This is a genomic window from Nostoc sp. UIC 10607, assembly GCF_047228265.1.
Lineage (GTDB): Bacteria > Cyanobacteriota > Cyanobacteriia > Cyanobacteriales > Nostocaceae > Nostoc > Nostoc foliaceum_A.
The window spans coordinates 233,189-253,069 of record NZ_JBIQNW010000004.1 but is presented as its reverse complement, the minus strand read 5'-3'; the positions used below and the strand labels follow the sequence as shown (position 1 = coordinate 253,069).

The window sequence follows — 19,881 nt, the reverse complement described above, 5'->3', positions numbered from 1 at the left end:
TAGGGGGATCTAGAACGTTTTGCTACCAAGAAGAGGACTTTTAAAATATCCTCTGAGAGGTGATTTATAAAGTAAACCTTAAACTGTGTTTTACAAGTGTTTTTGAAATAGTTCTAGAACATGTTTCCAAGCATCAGGAGCAGCTTCAGGATTGTAACTTGGGTGTTGTTCCATAAATGGGTACTTGTCTTTGAAAAATCCCGCGAAGAATCCATGTCCGGCATCGTATCGAAATACACAATGATTGATTTGATGTTTCTTTAATTCTGCCTCAATTTGCTCGTTTTCTTCCTGGGAAACTAATGTATCTCTTGTACCAAAGAAGGTATAAATAGTACCTTTAATTTCTGAAGTCCGATTAATGGTTGGAGTCTCTTCACTATAACTAGAAGTGGTAATCCCACCACCGTAAAACGAAGCTGTTGCTTTGATATCTGGGAAAGTCGCAGCAATGTAAGCAACATGACCGCCAAAACAAAAACCAATGACACCAATTGCATCATTTTTGACATTGGGTAAAGTTTTTAAGTAGGCGATCGCAGCTTGAATATCACTTAAGATATCTTGATACTTTACTTGTTGATAGTATTCCAACCCCAGCCTATAGCTTTCTGGACTAAACCCAACATCTTCAGGGCTAAAATCAGCCTCAAAACCGGGAGCAATACGTTGATACATGGCTGGAGCTATTGCTACATAACCTTGTTTAGCGATGAGTTCGGTGATATCTCGAATATTACTGTTGATTCCAAAAATTTCTGGAAAAACTATAACCGCGCCAAAGGTTCCTTTATGTGCTGGTTGAGCTAAGTACGCATCGATTTCTAAGTCATTGTTAGGTACTTTGACATAGCAAGTGTTAATTTCGATGTTTGTTGTTTCTACCATCTTTGTTTCGGTTGATTTTATACCAATTCATCTATTCTGACTGTTTTTCGACACCAATGGGTGATGTCTACAATGAGCATAAACGCACGAGTATTGCTCTGCTCGGTGAAGGGAAATTGCTTACCCTCAAGCATGACCTTCCTACTTTGCGACGCAGATTAGATGAATTTCTAACTTTTGAATAGATCGTAGTTCAAACTTCTGGATGATGTTAAGGGTTTTTGATTTGTGCGACCTTACATAAAGTAAGCATAAAAACTCAAAATTAATAACCACAAGCAAAAACAATGCCCGATCAAAGTTTTAGAACAAACATTCCAGAAATTGACCCAACAGAAATTGAAGATACTCGAACTGCGATCGCAGACGAACATCGCTCGTTTCTTGAAAAGGTCATGGTTCAAAGCGGATTTGCGGATTTGTATGACGCAAGAGACTTTACCGAAGTTGTATTTCGCGTTATGCGCGACTTAATGACTACAGAAGCTAGCGATCGCGTCGAGGCAGAACTGCATACAGAAGCTGTCCCTACGGATGAAAAAGCACTCCAGTTTGAAGTGGCAGAACTTTGGAAAGACACCAATCCAATTGTGAGATTTTTAAGTCGAATCCGTCAACCTTTAAGAGGCCCGGCTCCCATTGGAATTGATTCCAATCTATTTCTCACGCGGGTTGCGAATGAAGGAGGAGTTCCAGGAACAGTCGAGGCAGAGCAGGCGGTTAAAGCAGTGTTTTCTGCCACCAAAGACGAACTTTCCCAAGAGCGGATTCAGGAAATTGCTGGCTGGCTCCCTGACCGTATCCGTGAGCTTTGGGAGCAAGCTTAATTAGAAATGTGAAAAACTCAAGTCTGTTTGCGGATAGTCACAAACAGGCTTTCTATATTTACTGGGGAGCTAGTGGTTAACCCCTTGGTAAGCATAGTAATCATAAATACTCAAAACTGCCCGCACTACTGAGTAGCGGACTTTCGCTTTTTGTCTAGTTAATGCAATGCCAGATGATGTAATTGCTTTTATGTAGTATCGGCAATCACCCGTCATTTTTAAATAAAATACTATTTTCACTGAGATGTTGTGAAACTGAATGATAGCGTAGGCGTAGCCCGTTGTAGACATCGCCCCAACTCGACAATATGCTACTACATATTTAGAAATTGTGTGTGAGATGCACAAGAAGTAGACATCGCTCTAAATAGCGAATGCGATCGTCAAATCACAGATTATAATCCTGCATTATCAAGCAGCTTGATTGGCAACTCATCTACAACGAATCCACTGCTGTAATCCTAATATGCATAAACAGGAAGACCTGCGACCGAAGCCATTCGAGATATATTATTGATGTATTGTGTTTTTTCACGCTAGAAGGAGAATTATGGCCAAAATAAAAAACTATACACAGCTAACTTTCAACCAAGTTGAAATGGAAGAACTTTCTGATGCAGAGATGAAATGGGTCAGAGGAGGGACATTATTGCCTCCAGTGTCACAGTCTCAAGTGCCACAGTTTCAAGTGCCACAGTTCCAAGTGCCACAGTTCCAAGTGCCGCAGTTCCAAATGCCCCAGTTCCAAGTGCCGCAGTTCCAAGTGCCGCTGTTCCAAATGCCCCAGTTTGAAATACCCAAATTTAATTAGTCTCTGCTTCAATTGTCTGCACTTTTATTTCAGCAATTTGTCACGAACTCTCATGGTTAGGGCTTAAATCGTACCTTCAATAGCATCAAAACCCCAACGGTTGATAAACTTCAATAAACTTCTGTCACTTCCGGCGTTCTGTACTTGTTATTGTTTTCAAAGCAATTTCTACCAAGGTAATATAATTGATTAATTTTCGACGGCACTATCCAGAATCCAAATTGGCTAAGAGAGCAGCTATAGGCGATCGCAACCAGTTTACGTAGATATATGCAATTTCTGGATCTTTGTGAGCAACGAGATTCTATCTGATTTGTTGTAATTGTTTAATCCTTTCTGTCAACAGACGAACTTGAGCAGGTTTGTTACGAAACCAATCTGTTGACCAAATGCGGTGAATTTTCCAACCTAGCCTTTCAAGCACCTGTTGTCTGAGGCGATCACGATCTCTGGCAGTAGGTGAACTATGGTAAGATGCACCATCACACTCAATCCCCAGTAAAAACTCACCAGGGCGATCGCTATTAACTACACCAAGGTCAATCCGGTATCCTGAGCATCCAACTTGGGTGCGGATAGTGTATCCCTGCTGGACTAAGACATGGTAAACATCTTCTTCAAATGGCGAGTCAAAATGGAGAGTATCTGTGTAAGAGTTACCTTGCAGTTTTTTTCCACCACTGGCTGCGTACTCCAGGTAATCGTGCAGTAATTTTACACCTTTGCTTTGGGCAAGTTTTTGGTTGATTTCACCAGCCACAATCGAAGAAACGAGTGTAATTTTACTTTTTGCCCGCGTAACAGCGACGTTGAGCCGTCGTTCTCCACCTTGCCGATTTAAGGGGCCAAAGTTGAGAGAAAGTTTACCTTGATCATCACGAGCATACCCAACACTGAGTATAATAGCATCTCGCTCATCACCCTGAACGTTTTCTAATGCTTTCAGAAAAAACTGGGGTGAGTTATCAGTGCAAAATGTCTCTAGATCGGGACATTCTTTTCCCAAAATTTCAATTTGCTCTCGAATCGCGTCGGCTTGGGCTTCGCTAAAGGCAATAATACCAAGGGATTGTTCGGGAAATCGTTGAAAATGCTCCAACGCCAACTGAGCAACCACTTCAGCCTCACGTCGATTATCTCTGCGTTTACCGCGATCGTAAATACCATTAGGAACATGCTTAAACCAAACTCCCAAATCTGGATTTTGAACTGGGTTTGGAAATGTAACTAATTGGTTGCCGTAAAAATAAAGGTTGGAGAAAGCAATCAAACGCTCATCCTGACTGCGGTAGTGCCATTTCAACATGTGTCCAAACATAAATTTTGAACATTCATCCAAAACGCTTTCATACCTTTCATCATCTTCATCATCGATATCTTCTTGACTATCTCCGGTTGAAAAAAATGAAGTGGGAGGAAGCTGTTTATTATCCCCAATCACAATCACTTGATTTGAACGGATAATTGAAGGAACAACATCCTCAGTCCGAAGCTGAGATGCTTCATCAAAGATGAGAACATCAAAATGAATTACATCTGGATTGATATATTGACTAACAGAAAGTGGACTCATCATCCAGCAAGGCTTTAAAGCTTTGACGAGATTTGGTATTCCTTTTTGTCTATCATTGAGGAGTTTACGGATGGGCAAATGTCGGCTTTTCTTAGTCGCTTCTTTTCTCAAATTTGGTATCTCAGCTAGAGCAAGTGAAGTCTTTTCCCAGTTTTGCCAGCGTTGCACATGAAGCTGCTTTAGACGTTTTATAGCAGTATCTAGTTGGCTAGAATCTAGTTTAGAAAACTCTTTTATTTGTCGTTCGTGTACTTCCAAATTAAAGTTCTTTAACTCAGGCTTTCTGGCAAGAATAGCATCAAGACAGATTTGATAAATTCGCTTTTCTAAAACTGGAAACCATTGCTCTGGGGGGATTTTATTATCACGTAAATAATCTAAAAACTTATTATTACCCAGATTTTCCAGTTTCTGGTAAGTTTCTTTATAAGTCAGCCATTCTTGAAAATAAGACAATTCAGAGTGAGCCAAGTTTAAGAAGCTTTCTAGCTCGACAAAAGTAATTTGATTACCAGGTAAGTAATAATCTGTAATGTCACTTTCATTAAAGTGCGATAAAAGAAAATCTAATCCTTGCCTAATACTCTGATGGGCTGACTCATATTCCTTAACTAATTCAGCCATTTTGCGCCGTTTAGAAGGAGTATTTAGAATGCGCTGGACGGAATCAGCAGAAAGCGAAAACTTTTGTAAGCCAATCAACCAATTTAAAGCTTGTTCAATTTCTTTTAACTCTGCTTCACCACAAACTTCTGGATTAAACAAAGATCCAAAAACCTGACGAGGCTGGTAGTTAATATGACGTAGCCTATTTTGTACAGACTGAAGAGGATTAGGTTTATTGTCGCGCAAAGCATCTAAGAAAACTTTGACTCCTAAACTTTCTAGTTGCTCATAGATTTCTTTATATGTCAACCATTGGCGAAATTCTGGTAAGTCTAATTGAGCTAAATTTAGAAAATTTGCCAGTTCAGTAAATGAAATTTGATTATGAGGCTGATATTGCCCAATAATATCATTCTCATTAAAGTATGAGAATAAGAAATCCATACCCTCTTTAATATCTTCAGGAATGGATTCAAGTTTCTTAACTAATTGATTCAGTTCACGCCGTCCAGAGGGAGAATTTACAATCAGTTGGGTTGACTCAGCAGGAAGTGAATACTTTTGTAAGCCAGTCAACCAACTTAAAGCCTTTTCAATTGCTTTTAATTCTTCTTCACTAGAAACTTCCGGGTTAAATAAAGATCCAAAAATCTGGCGGGCTGGGTAATTGCTTTGATATAGCTTGTTTCGTGCAGCTTGTATTTGAACGGCTTGTGTAAAATCACGTTTTAATTCGTTGTGAGAAATCGGTCCCTCTTTAGTGCTTAGTTTCTTCAAAAGCTTGATATCGCGCCTATATTGGGGATTAAAAATTCTAATCAACCAAAAGCGACTATATTTTTGATATCTGTTAGCTAAAGCAGGTAATTCTGAAGAGAAAAATTCAGGATTATATTTTTGTTTTAAAATTGGCTCAGTTTCTTCTAGTAACTTAATATCGCCTTTCAACTTACTGAAGGCATTCTGAGCAGTTGAAATATCCAATTCATGCCAATTTTCGGGTAAATTATCTGGAACTTGTAGTATATGTTTAAGAGCAGGAAAGCAAGCTTCTATATTTTCCAAATTTAATAAGGGTTGAATCCTCATAATCATTTGAAGCTGTTGGCTAGCTGTCTGTATCAAAGAAATTGCTTGTTTCAATTTATTGATTTTATTCTTAATTTCTAGCTCTAGAGTCTCAGAGCAAGAGTTTAAAGTACTTTGCGCCCAAATAGTTGTTTTTTCTCCTCTTAAAAATGGTATAAATGAAGATAGCCGATCCAGCAAATTTTGCGCTTCTTGCGAAAGCTTATTTTTTTCAATCTCTTGAACGTCTGTTTGCAGAATAGTGAAAGCATTCTGAGCAATTGCAATATCTATTCCAGTCCAGTTTTCTGGCAGATTTAATGGAGCTTTTCGTATGTAGTCGATAGCTGGATAACATTTATCTAGAGACTCTAAATTCAAGAAAGGTTGAACTTGGAGAGTCTCTTGCAATTCTTGATTAATCTTTTGGACTAGAAAAATAGCTTGCTGAAATTGCTCTATTTTCTCCGTAATTTCCAATTCTATCTCATAAGAATAAGAATTTAGAGAACTTTTTGCCCAAATAGTTGTTTTCTCTCCTTTAAAGAAAGGTAAAAATTGCGCCAATTGATTTAATAAATCTTTTGCTTCTTGTAATCTACTAGGATTCCATTGGCTAAAGTTGGAAAATATGACATTAATATTGGGAATTGCTTCGCGCTCTTTTTTCAAAAGCTCACCAAATATCTCAAATGGTGATTTATCTAGAGGTTTTTCTTTAGAGTGTAAACTTGTCAGATATAATTTTAGCGATTGACGACTAGAAACAAGCCGCTCAAAAAATAGATGATTATTTTCTTCACCGTAAATCTGTTTAAGATATTCAATAGTTTTCGATAAATTGTTTACAAGCTCCCGCTTATCTGTTGTACCACTGTGATGGAGATTAAGACATATATGGTCTAAACCACATTCAGCCATGCGCTTATAAACTACACTCAGCGCTGTTTCTTTTTCTGCAACTAATAAAACTGATTTGCCATCACCAATCAGTTCTGCAATCATGTTTACAATAGTTTGACTTTTGCCTGTTCCTGGTGGCCCTTGAACAACAAAGCTAGAACCAGCTTTTGCCGCTTCAATTACGACTTGCTGGCTAGAGTCAGCATCTAGAATTTGAAATATTCGCTCAGGTTTAACTTGTGAATCTAGGGCAGATGCAGATAGGGGTTCTCTATAATTAGACTGATAAGTAGTTAAATCGCCACTAATAGCTTGCAAAATTGGGTGATCAAAAATTAGAGCTTCATTTTCGATAATGTCCCGAACCATTGCAGCCTTTGCATAAGAAAATAGCGAGAGAAATAGATTCTCTTTAATTTGCCATGTCTTTTGTGCTAACAGTTGGCGAATCTGGGTAATTAATTCGTTATAAGTTTTTCCTTGTACTGCTTCTCCCTCTGGAAGCTCAATCCCAAAAGTTTGCTTTAATTTTTGTGTCAGGGTTGGATTTAATACAACATCTTCATCTAATAGAGATATCTTATAAACATCTCGTCTAGGTTCTTTAATTAACTCTACAGGTACTAAAATTAGTGGTGATAACAGAGCATCATCTGGCTTATCCTTGTCATACCAAGTCAAGGTTCCAAATGCGATAAATAAGCTGTTTACCCCTCTTTCTTCAAATGAGCGTCGCGCCTCAAGACGCAATTTATTTAGCCGTTTTAGTTGCTCATCTCCTCTTTGACGAGTAATTAATTCGAGAGGATTTTTTTCTCCTGATAATGCTTTAGGTTTTTTCTGCTGGTTAATATCTTGATGTTCGCTCTCAATCATTAGAAAACGAAGCGATTTTTTCTCTTCTGTTAGCTTTGTAAAGATAAAATCTGGTTCTTCTGTCAGAATTTCTAAAGTTCGAGGACTATCTTCCCGAAACTTGATGAGAGGATTTCGTCGTCCCAAGTCAGCCAGCCCAGCTTTCCACTTTGCAATTTTTTGAGCAAGGTTTTGTTGAGAGTCTAAAGCTGACTGTCGCATACTCGTTCTTTTCGTAAATAGACTTACTGTTATTATACTGATCTTTGACTGCGTAAGTATTTGCCCGATCGCTACGGATTCATCCGAATCAAGTCTGTCAAAATACTATCCAAACTACCGTTAACTTGAATCCGATCAATCTTCTCTGCAATGCGTTCTAACACTTCGAGTTCTTTTAAACGCAATGCAACGGGGTTATCCTCCATCACTTTGGCAGTGTTTAGCATACTGCGAGTAGCAGCGGTTTCTTCTCTACGTCTGACTACGTTTGCTTGAGCAGCTTTTTCTGCCTCGACTACTTTGCTCAAGATAGTCTTAATCTCACCAGGTAAAATGATATCTTTGACACCTACAGAATCTACTTCAATTCCATAGTCTGCGGCTTTTTGGCGAATGTATTCAGAGATGCTTCTATCAATTGCACCTTTATCTTCTAATAAAGCATCTAAGTTGCGTTCGCCAACTGCACCACGCAAAGCAAACTGTAATTCTTTGTATAAGAAGCCGGAAATATCTGATAACCCGTTTTTTGCCCTCAATGGGTCTTGAATGCGGAAGCCAGCCGTCAAGTTCAACCGCAGAGGTACTTTATCTTTAGAGAGGATGTCTTGACCGGATACTTCCATATTTTGGAGTCGCAGGTCGATGGTTTCGGTTTGAAAAGAGCGGCCAAATAACCACCAAGCATGTACCCCTGGCGATCGCAGTCCTTGAAACTCTTGATTAATGTATACTAGTCCAACGTGCTGGGCGGGAACTTGACAAATATGTAAACAGTTGCGACTGAGCAATTTCACTTCTGTTGAACCTTCAACTAACTCAGCGACTAAGCTAGGCTGTAACTGAGCATCAACGCTGATGTCGAGAATTTCCACTGTAACACCCTGCCAAAATAGCTTGCGGCTGGTAGGTGGCAAAATAGAAATCACTTTACCTCTATACCGCACAATTGCAACTTGCGAAGACAGTAATTGCACGGTTTCACAGTAAGCAGCAATAAAGTCGGGATGTTTTTCAATGAGTACATCTTCCAGAGGAAAATCTGGGTTAGGGATAATTCGGCTGAGAGTCCTGACTGTTACATCTCTATTTACCGACCAAAAAGCATACTCTCCTGGTTCTAGAGGTCGCACAAAATTATTTTGCAGATATAGTAAACCAATCTCATACTCTGAGATTTGAAACTTTTTGAGTCCATTCAACGTAACTGAGCGCAATTGCTGCACAAAAGAAGCAGGCAATTCTAAACTTTCTTCCAAGTTGAACACATAAGATTCTACTTCAATAAAACCACGCCAAAAAGCAATCAATTGATTTGGTGCAACGCTTACCCAATCCTGACCGCAGCGGACTAAAGCAGCTTGGTTGAATGCGGTTCTGACAATCAATAAATGTTGTTGTAGTTCCGCTTCGTGATTTCGCAACAACAGTTCTAGGTTTTCAATCTGAGCTTGTGGCTGGTTAAGGTCATAAATTTTAACTTGCCAATGCCGACCAAAATAAGTATGTGTACCGGGCTGCAAGATTTTTTTAAAGTCACTGCGGTGATATAAAATGCCGATTTCGTTAGGTTTGATATAAAATGTTTCCCACATAGTAATTTGCATAGATAATTTACGCGATATTTTAGATAAGCTATGCAATGCTTGCAACGAGCGTAGCGATGTCTACGACGGGCTACGCCAACGCAACTAGCTAAGAAGATTTGATCAAGACATTTATAACCTTCCTTGAACTCAAATACCACCTATTTTCTTACAGCTTAAGTACTGGAGTTATCGGAGTTTGCAACCTTGTGGAAAAAGGCTAAAGAATTTATTTTAGCTATTTGTACTACTATAATACTACAAAATATTTTTTAACTCTGCCAGTGCAAGTGTTTACAATTCAGGTGTGGGCAAAAGCTTCTCCAAAGCTGGATTAAGATTGCCGTTACTTTTCAAGAGACTGCTCAATGGCAATCTAGAAAAAAGAACCGCGCTCAAATATGCCGTTCGTTTGCCAATCTAGAATCCTGAAGGAAAACTAGATGTAGAAAGGAAGGAACATACTCAAGTTAGGGATAAATGCAGTTGCGCTTACTCCTTGACTGTGGCTACCGAACATCACCCTTACGAGTGATGACCGACAGCAAAACACTTACACCGCAGAGTTGAGAAAATGAGGGGTCTCGAATCTGTTGAGATTCGTACCATATTGGCTACCTTTACAGGGTATTGTCTTTTGACCCGGACAGGGTTTTGGGTGAAAGTATAGGAATCGAACCTACAACACATCGATTATGAGTCGATTGCTCTACCAGTGAGCTAACTTCCTGGAGTTTGATACAGGAGTCGAACCTGTGACCCTTCGATTATGAGTCGATCGCTCTACCAACTGAGCTAATCAAACGATGGTATAGTTTAAAGGACTCGGCGGTATACGCTTATGCAAAAGCTTGGCGCACCAGTTAGGCATATAGAACCTAAACTATAGCTTTGTAACTTTGTTACTATTCCGCTCCAAATTTAGCATAAAGGGATTGGGAGTGATGACTGTTTAGCGAGGACAGACATAGAATAAACTCCAGTAAATTATTACGATTTAACAGGTAGCGTCAGTACAAAAACAGTTCCGGCTCCCACTAGGAAGTGAACTTCTATACAACCATTGTGTTTTTCGGTAATAATTTGATGGGCGATCGCTATATATTTAGTCTCAGAAAATCTCAACTGAATGTCAGTTTTACCCGCTCCTTTTGGGCCAACTAAGATGAATAGCATTTTCATCATATTTGCCAAGAAAGTTGGGAGCAATAATTTTTAGGCTTCAGTCTGGAAAAGCTAGACCAGTCATGGGGTCACGGATATACAACCCTAATGTGAGACTACGGATCGCTTCATCCCAAACGGGTATTAATTGTTCTGCTTGATCTGCCCAATAATCGAATGTAATCAAGCACTGAACATTTGACCCCAAACCAATGCAAGTCCGTGAAAAAGCTTCCCGTGGTTCTTCCTGAGTGTCAATGAACTTCATCTCTGTCCACACAATCCTGGCAGTTTGGCGCTTGATGGTAAAAATTTCTCCCTTAGCAATGATGTTACGACTGTCGTCTTCCATCACTTTCTTTAAAGTAGATTTTAACGGAAACTGGCTCCAGTCATTGGGTGGCAAACGATTGAAAGATACTTCCAGACAGCAATCATCGTTGGGCGGTTTTTTATCAAGGAACTTGAAGGATTTTTCTTGTGGCTCAAAAACCCAATTCTGGGGAACGTTGAAGCGAACAGCGCCTCTATCTGCTACAAAAATTTTGTAGCCTGATGGAGATTCCCAGCGATGGTCAGGTTTTAGTTCAAGCGTTTCTTTAATCCACTGGAGATTGCTTTTTTTACGCTTTGCCATAGTATTTTTGCAAGTTTACTCAACAGTGTCCGTGGTAGATATGGCCTACAAAAAATCACTTGGTATTGGATAATACTCAATCTCACTTAGCTGGCTAATATTGCATGATTTCCGTGAACACAAGATTCAGGTTAACGTCCCAACATTTTATCTCTGAGATGCTTAATGCGATCGCGCAATTTTGCCGCTTCTTCAAATTCCAATTTCTTCGCCGCCTCTTTCATCTGCGCTTCCAACAAAGTAATCAACCCTGGAATCTGTTCTAATGGCAGTTCATCTATATGTTCATCTACAACTTTCAAGTCAGTTGCATTTAACCGCCGAGATACATCTAAAAAAGCCAAAATCGCATTACTTGATTTTTTCACAATTGGTTGTGGTGTAATCCCATGCAGTCGATTATGTGCCGTTTGAATCCCACGCCGCCTGTCTGTTTCATCAATGGCTTTAATCATGCTACCTGTCAGGTTATCGGCATACAAAATCGCTTGTCCCTGAACGTGACGCGCGGCTCTACCAATAGTTTGAATTAAGGAACGCTCGGTTCGCAAGAAACCTTCTTTATCTGCATCCATAATTGCTACTAGGGAAACTTCGGGTAAATCCAAGCCTTCCCGCAGCAAATTCACACCAACTAATACATCAAATTTCCCCTCGCGCAAGTTCTGTAAAATTTCAATGCGCTCAATAGAAGTAATTTCGGAATGTAAATACCGTACCCTTATACTGCGGTCTTGCAAATATTCTGTTAAATCTTCCGCCATCCGCTTGGTTAATGTGGTAATTAACACTCGTTCATGGCGATCGGCTCTATCTTTAATTTCTCCCAACAAATCATCAATTTGTCCTTCTGTGGGACGCACGGAAATTTCTGGATCAATCACCCCAGTTGGTCGAATTACTTGTTCAACTACATGATCTTCAGAAATTTCTAATTCCCAATTTCCTGGAGTTGCTGAAACAAAAATACACTGATTCACCTTTTGCCAAAATTCTTCTGCTTTCAAAGGACGGTTATCAGCAGCGCTAGGAAGACGAAATCCATGTTCAATTAAAACTTTTTTTCTCGCTTGGTCACCATTATACATGCCGCGAATTTGAGGCACTGTAACGTGAGATTCATCGATAATTAGTAGCCAATCTTTGGGAAAATAATCAATTAAACATTCTGGTGATTCTCCAGCTTGCCTTCCTGCTAAGTGACGGGAATAGTTCTCGACACCGTTGCAGTAACCTACCTCGCGCAGCATTTCTAGGTCATAGCGTGTACGTTGATCTATGCGTTGCGCTTCTAATAGTTTCCCAGCTTGTTCTAAATCTAGTTTTTGCTGTTTTAACTCGGCGGCGATGTCGTGACAAGCTCCTTCTAAACGTTCTTCTGGTGTGACAAAGTGACGCGCCGGGTAAACATTCACCGCTTCCAAACTCTTGAGAATTTCCCCTGTAACCGGGTCAATATAGCGAATCGCGTCAATTTCATCACCAAAAAATTCGACACGAATTATTCGGTCTTCATATGCTGGGCCAATTTCTAAGACATCGCCTCGGACGCGAAACTTTCCCCGACCCATTTCTATGTCGTTGCGGCTATATTGAACATTTGCCAAATCTCGTAAAATTTGGCGTTGATTTACTTCCATACCTATCTGAAGGGGGATGGCAGCTTTGAGGTATTCTGCTGGCATTCCTAAACCGTAGATGCAACTGATGGAAGCAACGACAATGACATCACGGCGTTCAAAAAGCGATCGCGTCGCTGAATGCCGCAACATATCAATTTCATCATTAATCGCTGCCGTTTTTTCAATATAAGTATCGGTAACGGGAATATACGCTTCTGGCTGATAGTAATCGTAGTAGCTGACGAAATACTCGACTGCGTTGTTGGGAAAGAAATCTCGTAACTCGTTACAAAGCTGTGCAGCCAGGGTTTTGTTATGCGCCAGAACTAAGGTAGGCTTGCCAATTTTCTCAATAACTGCTGCTACCGAAAATGTCTTACCAGTTCCAGTAGCTCCTAACAAAGTTTGGTAACGATTACCAGCTTGGATACTAGCGGTTAGTTGTGCGATCGCTTGTGGTTGATCGCCTGTGGGACTAAAGGGAGCTTGAAGACAAAATTCTGTCATACAGTTTTGCTGGAAATACCCGATCTCATGGTGACGATTTCGCCCTGTATCTATTCTAGCTGGCTTATTAGACCAAATAAATGGTAATAATTTTTTACAAAAATTTATAATTAAAATTTACTTATGTATCAGTTTTAAAGATACTTATATCTATATGAGGTTTTTTAAGGTTAAACTCTAAAGTATATGGGAAAAAATTTCATCTTTCCTTAATTATTGTAAAATTCAATTAACAAACCAGAGGTCTTCGTTTATGGCTATTAGCAGCGCTGGCAAAGCAATCAGTTCTCGGCAAAACAATGCCAAGTCTCCAGGGGAAACTACAGAGGGAGTTGAAAATCAACCAGACCAGAGCTTGAATGCTGATAAAGTCGAGGAAGTTAATGAACTGCCAGTGGGAGCTTCTGGAACACTTGCAATTTCTGGAATTCGTCCCATAGGCCCTAGCGACTTAGAAGTTGCTGAAAAACTCTCAATTGCTGGGATTCGTCCCGTTAGCACCAGTACGTTAGAAGTAGTTGAAACCTATAACTCAATGGGTATTCGTCCAATTGGCGCTAATACATTCCAAGTTGTTGAAAGTATCAATCTCTCTGGGATTCGTCCAATTGGCTCAAGTTTATTGGTAATTGATGAAAGCTATTCAACATTCGGTAATCGTCCAATAGCATCAAATGAGATTGACAATTCAGAAAGCCTAATGGGTTTTCTAGATTAGATAAAAAAATATCCCCATAACTTTATTAACCCAGTTCCTATATGGAACTGGTTTTTTTTAGCTAAAAAAAGTAAAGATTCAATATTTGCACTTTTTCTATGTCTTTTAGCATAGATAACTAAGCTATCTTTACTTTATTTTATATTCAACCAACAGCCAGAACGCTTACTACAATTACCTTTCTGAATTACGAATTCCGAATTACGAATTACAAATTCTTGAATATGCCTTGTGGTGGAAGGCTTTAGCAAAAACTTTAAGCTACTGTGTAAGGGTGATAACAAAGGATTTCAAAGTTAGTTTTGTAGCTTTGAAATAAACTTTTCATAAAAAAAGGAGTACCAAATGAGCTTAGAAGAACGGGCTAAAGCAACTGCTAAAAATATCGAAGGTAAAGTCCAAGAAGCAGCATCAGAAGTTACCGGCGATCCAAAAGATAAAGCTGAAGGCAAAGCAAAACAAGCTGAAAGCGAAGTCCGTCACGGTATTGAAGACGTGAAAGATAATGTGAAGAAAAAGATTGACTAATAATTCATAATTTTTTTGCAGAAACTTTAGGGATATAAATGGGGTGGATTCCACTTTTGCAAAAAAGGATGAAGTATTTAAGATTCAACGCTATACCCCTTTCTTCTTTTCTTAGCAAGCGTGGAAAGTTAAAGGGCTAGCTTGGATTGAGAGAAATATTGTAGAGGCGTAATAAATTACGTCTCTGCATTCCAGAATAACTTTATTACAAATTAGAGGAATAACCTCTATCAGTTCCAACCTTATAAATGCGATCAATTAGTTTGAAAATACAACCTATTCTATTTATTGTTTAAAGTGTTTTTTAGGAGGTAAATAAATGATTCTGCTTCAGCAAAGTCGCAAAATATTGGCGACTTTCCTTTTAATCGGAGTCCTGATGATAACTACTGCCTGTGGCGGTACGGTATCACAAGTTGAGCGTCCAACTACCCCCTCAGCAATTGGTCGAGATGTAACTTATGCAGAGTTAGAGCGAGGCAATACCCCAGGAGGACAAACCTTTGGTACCTGGGTTGTGCAAACATCTCGCGGATTAGTTCAGGACGCTTATGTTCGTGATAACAACAAATTAGGTGTTGTTATTTCCCCTAAAGTTAGTCCTAACGAAGTGCGACCATTAGCAAAATCCTTGGTTCAAGGTTTTCATAAAAATTTCCCCAATCAAGACTTAAAGGTTTTGATTTATGCGCCTGATAAGCAATTGATTTTGACTACCGAATATGACACTCAGACTAATCAAGTTAAATATAGCTAAGTGCTGTATTTGCAATAAGAGCTTGAAGAGAGTTTGATGAATTGGGATTTGGATTTATAGCTTGGAAATACCATCTCTCAAAATAAATTGACGGCAAAAAGGAGATAAGTAAAGTGGCCAGCAGCGAACAGTATAAACGTCAAATAATGAAAGATTTGGCTCAGGGCGATGTTGAATCTTTAGATGATACTACAGCCGAATCAACAGCAGAATATCAAAATTTTGATGATTTCGCTCAAAGGACAACACCAGATCAACGTCGGCAGTTATTTGGTCGATCTTTACATCCAGATCGGATTCCAACCAGCCAAATGGAGCCAGAATTACAACAGGCGATCGCACAAATTAAACCCAATGAACGGGATGATGTAGCAAGAGCCTTTTTCAAACACTTGAAGGAAAGAAAACTAGACGAGAAGTATCTAGAGCAACAGTTGGGACTATCTACACACAACTCCAACCGGATGACTGCTGATGATGTTAGCAAACTAGCGTCTTTCGCTTATCACAACCATCCCGATATTTTCCGCGAAGTGCTGGCGGAGCAACCAGGGATTATCAAGTTTCTCAGTAATCCTGTAGTGGCAGGCATTATTGGAATTGCGGCGGCTAAGTGGTTAGGTAGTCGCAAGTAAATTCTGAATTTTAAGTTTGGAGGATGACTAAGAGATTAGGTGGGTATTACCCACCTTTATTTTTGATCAAAATGACCCAAATCAGCGATCGCACAATGGCAATTTCTACGATGGGACTAACTGCGGCAACTTTGCCCTAAAAATTATTCAAAATCTCAAAAAAATGTAGTAACATACCACAGTAATTAACTATCTTCAGCTACATCTGATTGTTAATGCTCTTAAATTTACAATCGATGAGAACATACCGTGAGCCTAACTCTTTATTTTCTCCGTCACGGACAAACAGAATGCAGCCGCAATAATTCCTTTTGCGGTTCCATAGACTCAGAACTTACCCCAGAAGGGTTGGATATGGCAAAGGCTTTTGCTGACGCATATAGTTATATCCCTTGGACAGAAATATTTTGTAGTCCAATGCGGCGAACTGTATTGACAGCAAAACCCTTATGTGCAGCAATAGGAATGGAACCACAACTCAGAGATGGTTTAAAGGAAATCAACTATGGCAAGTGGGAAGGAAAAACGCCAGAAATAATTAGCCGTGAATATCACGATGATTATATTCGCTGGTCAGCAGATCCGGCTTGGAATGCTCCAACTGGTGGAGAAATGGCAGTTACAATTGCTTCTCGTGCCTTGCAGGTGATTGAAGAAATCAAGCAAAATTACACTAGTGGTAATGTTTTAGTTGTTTCACACAAAGCAACCATCAGAATTATTCTGTGTAGTTTACTAGGGATTGATGTGGGACGCTTCCGTTTTCGTTTAGGATGCCCTGTAGCTTCAGTCAGTATTGTAGAATTTACCTCACATGGGCCGCTGTTAAAGCTTTTGGCAGACCGTAGTCATTTGGATGAGCAGTTGCGGAATTTACCAGGAACGTGAGGGGTTACTTGCATCGCATTGCTTTCACCAAGGGATCATTTTAGGGATTGAAAGCTACAGGCATTGATTTCATACCTTTCACCAGAAAAAACCATATCTGATCACAATTTTAGTCACTACAATTGCATCGATTTTATCAAGCTTTGGGAGAGGAAAAGAAGACTTGAACTAATAACTAATGGATTGACGCATTTGCTAACGAGTCTGCCTACATTAGGATTTACGCATAAAGATTTTGTGGGAGAATTGGTTGAAAAGTTTACTATTAACGCTGCCAATCATAGATTAATCGTCCATGACGATCACGAACTAGTTCCCATTCTCCACGACGATATGGTTGTCCGTGATAACGTACAGAGCGATAGCGTCGTCTATAATAATGTCGTCGATTCCGCTGGCGTTGATAGTAATATTTTCCAGTCCGTTGCCGTCTATGATAACGTCGTCGAGTCCGTCGGTGAGCTAATAAAAGCTCTTCACTTTGCTCTCCAACTAATTTTGTCTGTGCGTCAAGAGTGTGTTCATTGAGAACATTATTTAGAGTATTATCCTTGGCTTCAGCCAAAGCAGGTGGATATATGAAGGCTAATAGCAGGAACACAATTGAGGATAGCTTTTTGAAACGGTTCACGTCTTTGCTTTCCCTAGACTATTGGTAATAATCTTATTTAATACTTAAGTTGAACAACTATATAGTTCAGAATTCACAAATTTGAGTAATGCAAAAGTATTAAAAGTACTTATATTAAATGTGAAAAAGTTTGAGTTTGGCAAATTTGGTAGAAGCAGCAATTCATCAAAAACACTCATTTTTATCAAGTGAACTTTAGGTTAATTAGTAGTGTCTTGTGGCTCCTACTTTTGTTTTTGTTAAGCAATATAATCATGCTGCTGACTCTGTATTGGTCAAGTATTTTGTAGTTTTGCAGCAATTTAGAGACGGTAGCTGTTACCACTGTTGTGATTCTTCTGTTTCATACCGCACGGTGTTGCAGTCTAGATGTATTCCAATACTACTCGGATTTTGCATTTTGAACCCAAAGTTTGGTTTTGGGAAAGGGTTAAAGGGTAAGGGTTAAGGGTTTTTTATTTCCCTTTTCCCCCTTAACCGACAAGTATTGAGATGTATTCTGTCTAAATCCTTGCTTTCAGCAGTCTAGCTATGCCCGCAGACTTCTCCTGTCAAAATCTCAGAGGTCGTTCTTTCAAAGGTCAAAACCTGTCTAGAGCAAACTTTAGTTATGCAGATATCCGAGGGGCGGATTTTAATGGGTCTAATTTGATTTAGCGATCGCCATAAACACCTCAAATACATCATCTGCTATCTTGGCATCACCACAGACGTAGTAATTGCATTGCGGATGATTCACGACATGCCAGAGTTCTTGGGCTTTTTCTTGCATCGGCTTTTTCTTGCATCAAGCCCACTATGTTAGGAGTTAGGAGTTAGGAATTATTATCTTTGTCCCCCTCACTTGCTGGATCAGTATATTTGCAGAGAACATTTATCCCAATTTTTAAAATATATAATACGACAATTGTTGCGATCGCTCCATCCATCGGTATTCCATTTACTGCTGCAACTGCCACCAATGAGCCAATGATACTATTGAGCAGAGAAGCACTACCAGGGTTCTTGGTGTATTCTTTGATTTTGCCCTGTAAACCATCATCACCACAGATTTCCGCGCGGATTTCATTGAGGGTGAGTTGCAAGAGAGATTTTTTGCCCCTACTATAATCTGTTTTGCCGACTTTCTCCTGCCAAAGTGCATCAAAACTCGTTTCTAGATTGCCATTGTGTTGTTGCAGGGTAGTAAGTGCTTGTTGAGCTGGCGTGTCATTTGGCAGAAGTTGCTGAAGTTCTTGGATTTCGATAGGGGTTAATTGGGCATTCATATATATTTGACTTAATTATTTATGGAGTATTTGTTAGTTCCTGAATCAATTCTTCAGGTGTGATAATTCTAGGAATAGCAACTGGAAAATCTCTTGGGTTGCGAGTAATAATAGCATCTAAATGATTAAGTACCGCAGCGCTGTATTGAATAGCGTCTTCAAAATCTCTAAAGTTAAGGTTTAGTGCCATATTGATTGCGGTACTGTCTACGGTAGCGACACGGCAGAAGTTGACCAACTGCCTTAAATAAGTAAGTGTCCACTCTCGACCTCTTGCCCTGCGGATGATGTAATACAAATCACTAAAAGTTGAAGCAGAAATATAACCTTCTACCTGTCCTTGCTCAACTAGCACCAATACTTGTTCGCTTGCCTCTAGAAAAGGTTCACGTTCAAGGGCATCATCTATAATGATGTTGGTGTTTAACAAGATTTTCACAGATTATGTTTCTCCTTTAAAGCTTCCCATCTGGCTCGGTCTGGGTCAAAGTCTGGTGGTGTCGGTGGGGCATTTTCAAATAAACCTTCAAATGCTTTTACTTTAGACTTTCTTCTCGGCTTTTCTGGCTGTGACTCAGTAGAAGTTTCCAAGGATGGAACTGGCTGCAAAATAATCACTTCCACTTTTCCAGGAGCAATATTTAGAGGTTCGTCAATAATTAAATGACCTGATTCGTCAATTGTGGCGTTTAGCTTATAGGCTTGCATATTGCTTTTCCTCATCTATATATAATTAAATAATATTTCAGGCAATTTCACAGCTTATGTTTCTCTTTTAAAGCTTCCCATCTGGCTTGGTCTGGGTCAAAATCAGAAGGCGTGGGTTGTGTTTTTTCAAACCAGCCTTGCAAAGCTTTGATTTTTGTTTGTCTTTTCGGCTTCTCTGGCTGTGACTCAAAGGATGGAACTAGTTGCAAAATAGTACCTGAATCAACGATCGCAGTTATAAGTGAATGTCTTGTCGTCACCAACATTACAACATTAAGTCTTAAGGTTATAACATTAAGGCTTAATGCTATAACCTTAAGGCTTAACCTTATAACCTTAAGGCTTAACCTTATAACCTTAAGGCTTAACGTTACAACATTAAGGCTTAACGCTATAACCTTAAGGCTTAACGTTACAACATTAAGGCTTAAGGTTACGACATTAAGGCTTAAGGTTACAACTTTTTGACAAAAGCTTAT

General features: G+C 39.4%; 20 protein-coding genes, 2 tRNA genes and 1 pseudogene. 7 read left to right on the top strand and 16 right to left on the bottom strand.

Annotated elements, in window-relative coordinates; genetic code table 11:
- Positions 1-90: 90 nt before the first annotated feature.
- Complete coding sequence (locus ACEYW6_RS05950; protein WP_412978991.1) at positions 91-888, bottom strand: dienelactone hydrolase family protein; 798 nt, start codon at positions 886-888, stop codon at positions 91-93.
- 287 nt (positions 889-1,175) lie between these two features.
- Here ACEYW6_RS05950 and ACEYW6_RS05945 point away from each other — a divergent pair, with 287 nt between their 5' ends.
- Positions 1,176-1,715, top strand: coding sequence for a DUF2267 domain-containing protein (locus ACEYW6_RS05945; RefSeq protein ID WP_190893812.1), 540 nt, complete (start codon positions 1,176-1,178; stop codon positions 1,713-1,715).
- Positions 1,716-1,784: 69 nt separating this feature from the next.
- Here ACEYW6_RS05945 and ACEYW6_RS05940 read toward each other — a convergent pair whose 3' ends face one another.
- From ACEYW6_RS05940 to uvrB, 9 genes are all read right to left on the bottom strand, one after another.
- Positions 1,785-2,006, bottom strand: a complete 222-nt coding sequence (locus ACEYW6_RS05940) for a hypothetical protein (RefSeq protein WP_412978990.1) — start codon at positions 2,004-2,006, stop codon at positions 1,785-1,787.
- A 393-nt stretch (positions 2,007-2,399) separates the two neighbouring features.
- A complete protein-coding gene (locus tag ACEYW6_RS05935) occupies positions 2,400-2,516 on the bottom strand; it encodes a hypothetical protein (RefSeq protein ID WP_412978989.1) in 117 nt (38 codons plus the stop codon).
- A 314-nt stretch (positions 2,517-2,830) separates the two neighbouring features.
- Positions 2,831-7,753, bottom strand: coding sequence for a DUF4011 domain-containing protein (locus ACEYW6_RS05930; RefSeq protein ID WP_412978988.1), 4,923 nt, complete (start codon positions 7,751-7,753; stop codon positions 2,831-2,833).
- 71 nt (positions 7,754-7,824) lie between these two features.
- Positions 7,825-9,348 (bottom strand): slipin family protein, encoded by a 1,524-nt coding sequence (locus ACEYW6_RS05925; RefSeq protein WP_412979039.1) that lies wholly within the window; start codon positions 9,346-9,348, stop codon positions 7,825-7,827.
- 646 nt (positions 9,349-9,994) lie between these two features.
- Positions 9,995-10,069 (bottom strand) — tRNA-Met (locus ACEYW6_RS05920).
- Positions 10,069-10,144, bottom strand: a tRNA-Met gene (locus tag ACEYW6_RS05915). Before ACEYW6_RS05915 ends, ACEYW6_RS05920 begins: the two co-directional genes overlap by 1 nt.
- 185 nt (positions 10,145-10,329) lie before the next feature.
- Positions 10,330-10,524, bottom strand: a complete 195-nt coding sequence (locus tag ACEYW6_RS05910; RefSeq protein WP_412978987.1) for a hypothetical protein — start codon at positions 10,522-10,524, stop codon at positions 10,330-10,332.
- A 37-nt stretch (positions 10,525-10,561) separates the two neighbouring features.
- Positions 10,562-11,140: a hypothetical protein gene (locus tag ACEYW6_RS05905; protein ID WP_412978986.1), complete on the bottom strand. Its 579-nt coding sequence runs from the start codon at positions 11,138-11,140 to the stop codon at positions 10,562-10,564.
- Between the two features lie 131 nt (positions 11,141-11,271).
- The gene (gene uvrB / locus ACEYW6_RS05900) at positions 11,272-13,269 is read right to left on the bottom strand and encodes an excinuclease ABC subunit UvrB (protein ID WP_412978985.1); all 1,998 of its coding nucleotides are present in this window, start codon (positions 13,267-13,269) and stop codon (positions 11,272-11,274) included.
- 253 nt (positions 13,270-13,522) lie between these two features.
- On the opposite strand from uvrB, the gene ACEYW6_RS05895 reads away from it, so the two are divergent.
- The 5 genes from ACEYW6_RS05895 to ACEYW6_RS05875 all read left to right on the top strand — a co-directional run bounded on the left by ACEYW6_RS05895 (position 13,523) and on the right by ACEYW6_RS05875 (position 16,795).
- Positions 13,523-13,987 (top strand): hypothetical protein, encoded by a 465-nt coding sequence (locus ACEYW6_RS05895; protein ID WP_190894906.1) that lies wholly within the window; start codon positions 13,523-13,525, stop codon positions 13,985-13,987.
- Positions 13,988-14,332: 345 nt separating this feature from the next.
- Positions 14,333-14,515 carry a CsbD family protein gene (locus ACEYW6_RS05890; protein WP_196512668.1) on the top strand — a complete coding sequence of 61 codons (183 nt, stop codon included), beginning with the start codon at positions 14,333-14,335 and terminating at the stop codon, positions 14,513-14,515.
- Positions 14,516-14,834: 319 nt separating this feature from the next.
- Entirely contained in the window at positions 14,835-15,272 is a 438-nt protein-coding gene (locus ACEYW6_RS05885; RefSeq protein ID WP_412978984.1) for a hypothetical protein, read from the top strand.
- 113 nt (positions 15,273-15,385) lie between these two features.
- Positions 15,386-15,907: a hypothetical protein gene (locus ACEYW6_RS05880; protein ID WP_412978983.1), complete on the top strand. Its 522-nt coding sequence runs from the start codon at positions 15,386-15,388 to the stop codon at positions 15,905-15,907.
- A 249-nt stretch (positions 15,908-16,156) separates the two neighbouring features.
- Entirely contained in the window at positions 16,157-16,795 is a 639-nt protein-coding gene (locus ACEYW6_RS05875) for a histidine phosphatase family protein (protein WP_412978982.1), read from the top strand.
- Positions 16,796-17,060: 265 nt separating this feature from the next.
- On the opposite strand, the gene ACEYW6_RS05870 is transcribed toward ACEYW6_RS05875, so the two are convergent.
- Positions 17,061-17,426: a hypothetical protein gene (locus ACEYW6_RS05870; RefSeq protein ID WP_412978981.1), complete on the bottom strand. Its 366-nt coding sequence runs from the start codon at positions 17,424-17,426 to the stop codon at positions 17,061-17,063.
- 531 nt (positions 17,427-17,957) lie between these two features.
- On the opposite strand from ACEYW6_RS05870, the pseudogene ACEYW6_RS05865 reads away from it, so the two are divergent.
- A pseudogene (locus ACEYW6_RS05865) lies at positions 17,958-18,077 on the top strand (pentapeptide repeat-containing protein); the annotation flags it as partial.
- On the opposite strand, the gene ACEYW6_RS05860 reads toward ACEYW6_RS05865, so the two are convergent.
- Genes ACEYW6_RS05860 through ACEYW6_RS05840 form a run of 5 tightly spaced genes read right to left on the bottom strand, consistent with a single transcriptional unit; the run spans position 18,070 to position 19,662 of the window.
- A complete protein-coding gene (locus ACEYW6_RS05860) occupies positions 18,070-18,198 on the bottom strand; it encodes a hypothetical protein (protein WP_412978980.1) in 129 nt (42 codons plus the stop codon). The pseudogene ACEYW6_RS05865 and the gene ACEYW6_RS05860 sit on opposite strands and share 8 nt — an antisense overlap.
- 43 nt (positions 18,199-18,241) lie before the next feature.
- Entirely contained in the window at positions 18,242-18,694 is a 453-nt protein-coding gene (locus ACEYW6_RS05855) for a hypothetical protein (protein ID WP_412978979.1), read from the bottom strand.
- A gap of 19 nt (positions 18,695-18,713) precedes the next feature.
- Positions 18,714-19,133, bottom strand: coding sequence for a type II toxin-antitoxin system VapC family toxin (locus ACEYW6_RS05850; protein ID WP_412978978.1), 420 nt, complete (start codon positions 19,131-19,133; stop codon positions 18,714-18,716).
- A complete protein-coding gene (locus ACEYW6_RS05845; protein ID WP_118164184.1) occupies positions 19,130-19,402 on the bottom strand; it encodes a hypothetical protein in 273 nt (90 codons plus the stop codon). The genes ACEYW6_RS05850 and ACEYW6_RS05845 overlap by 4 nt, the downstream gene beginning before the upstream one ends.
- 47 nt (positions 19,403-19,449) lie before the next feature.
- Entirely contained in the window at positions 19,450-19,662 is a 213-nt protein-coding gene (locus tag ACEYW6_RS05840) for a hypothetical protein (protein WP_412978977.1), read from the bottom strand.
- Positions 19,663-19,881 lie beyond the last annotated feature (219 nt).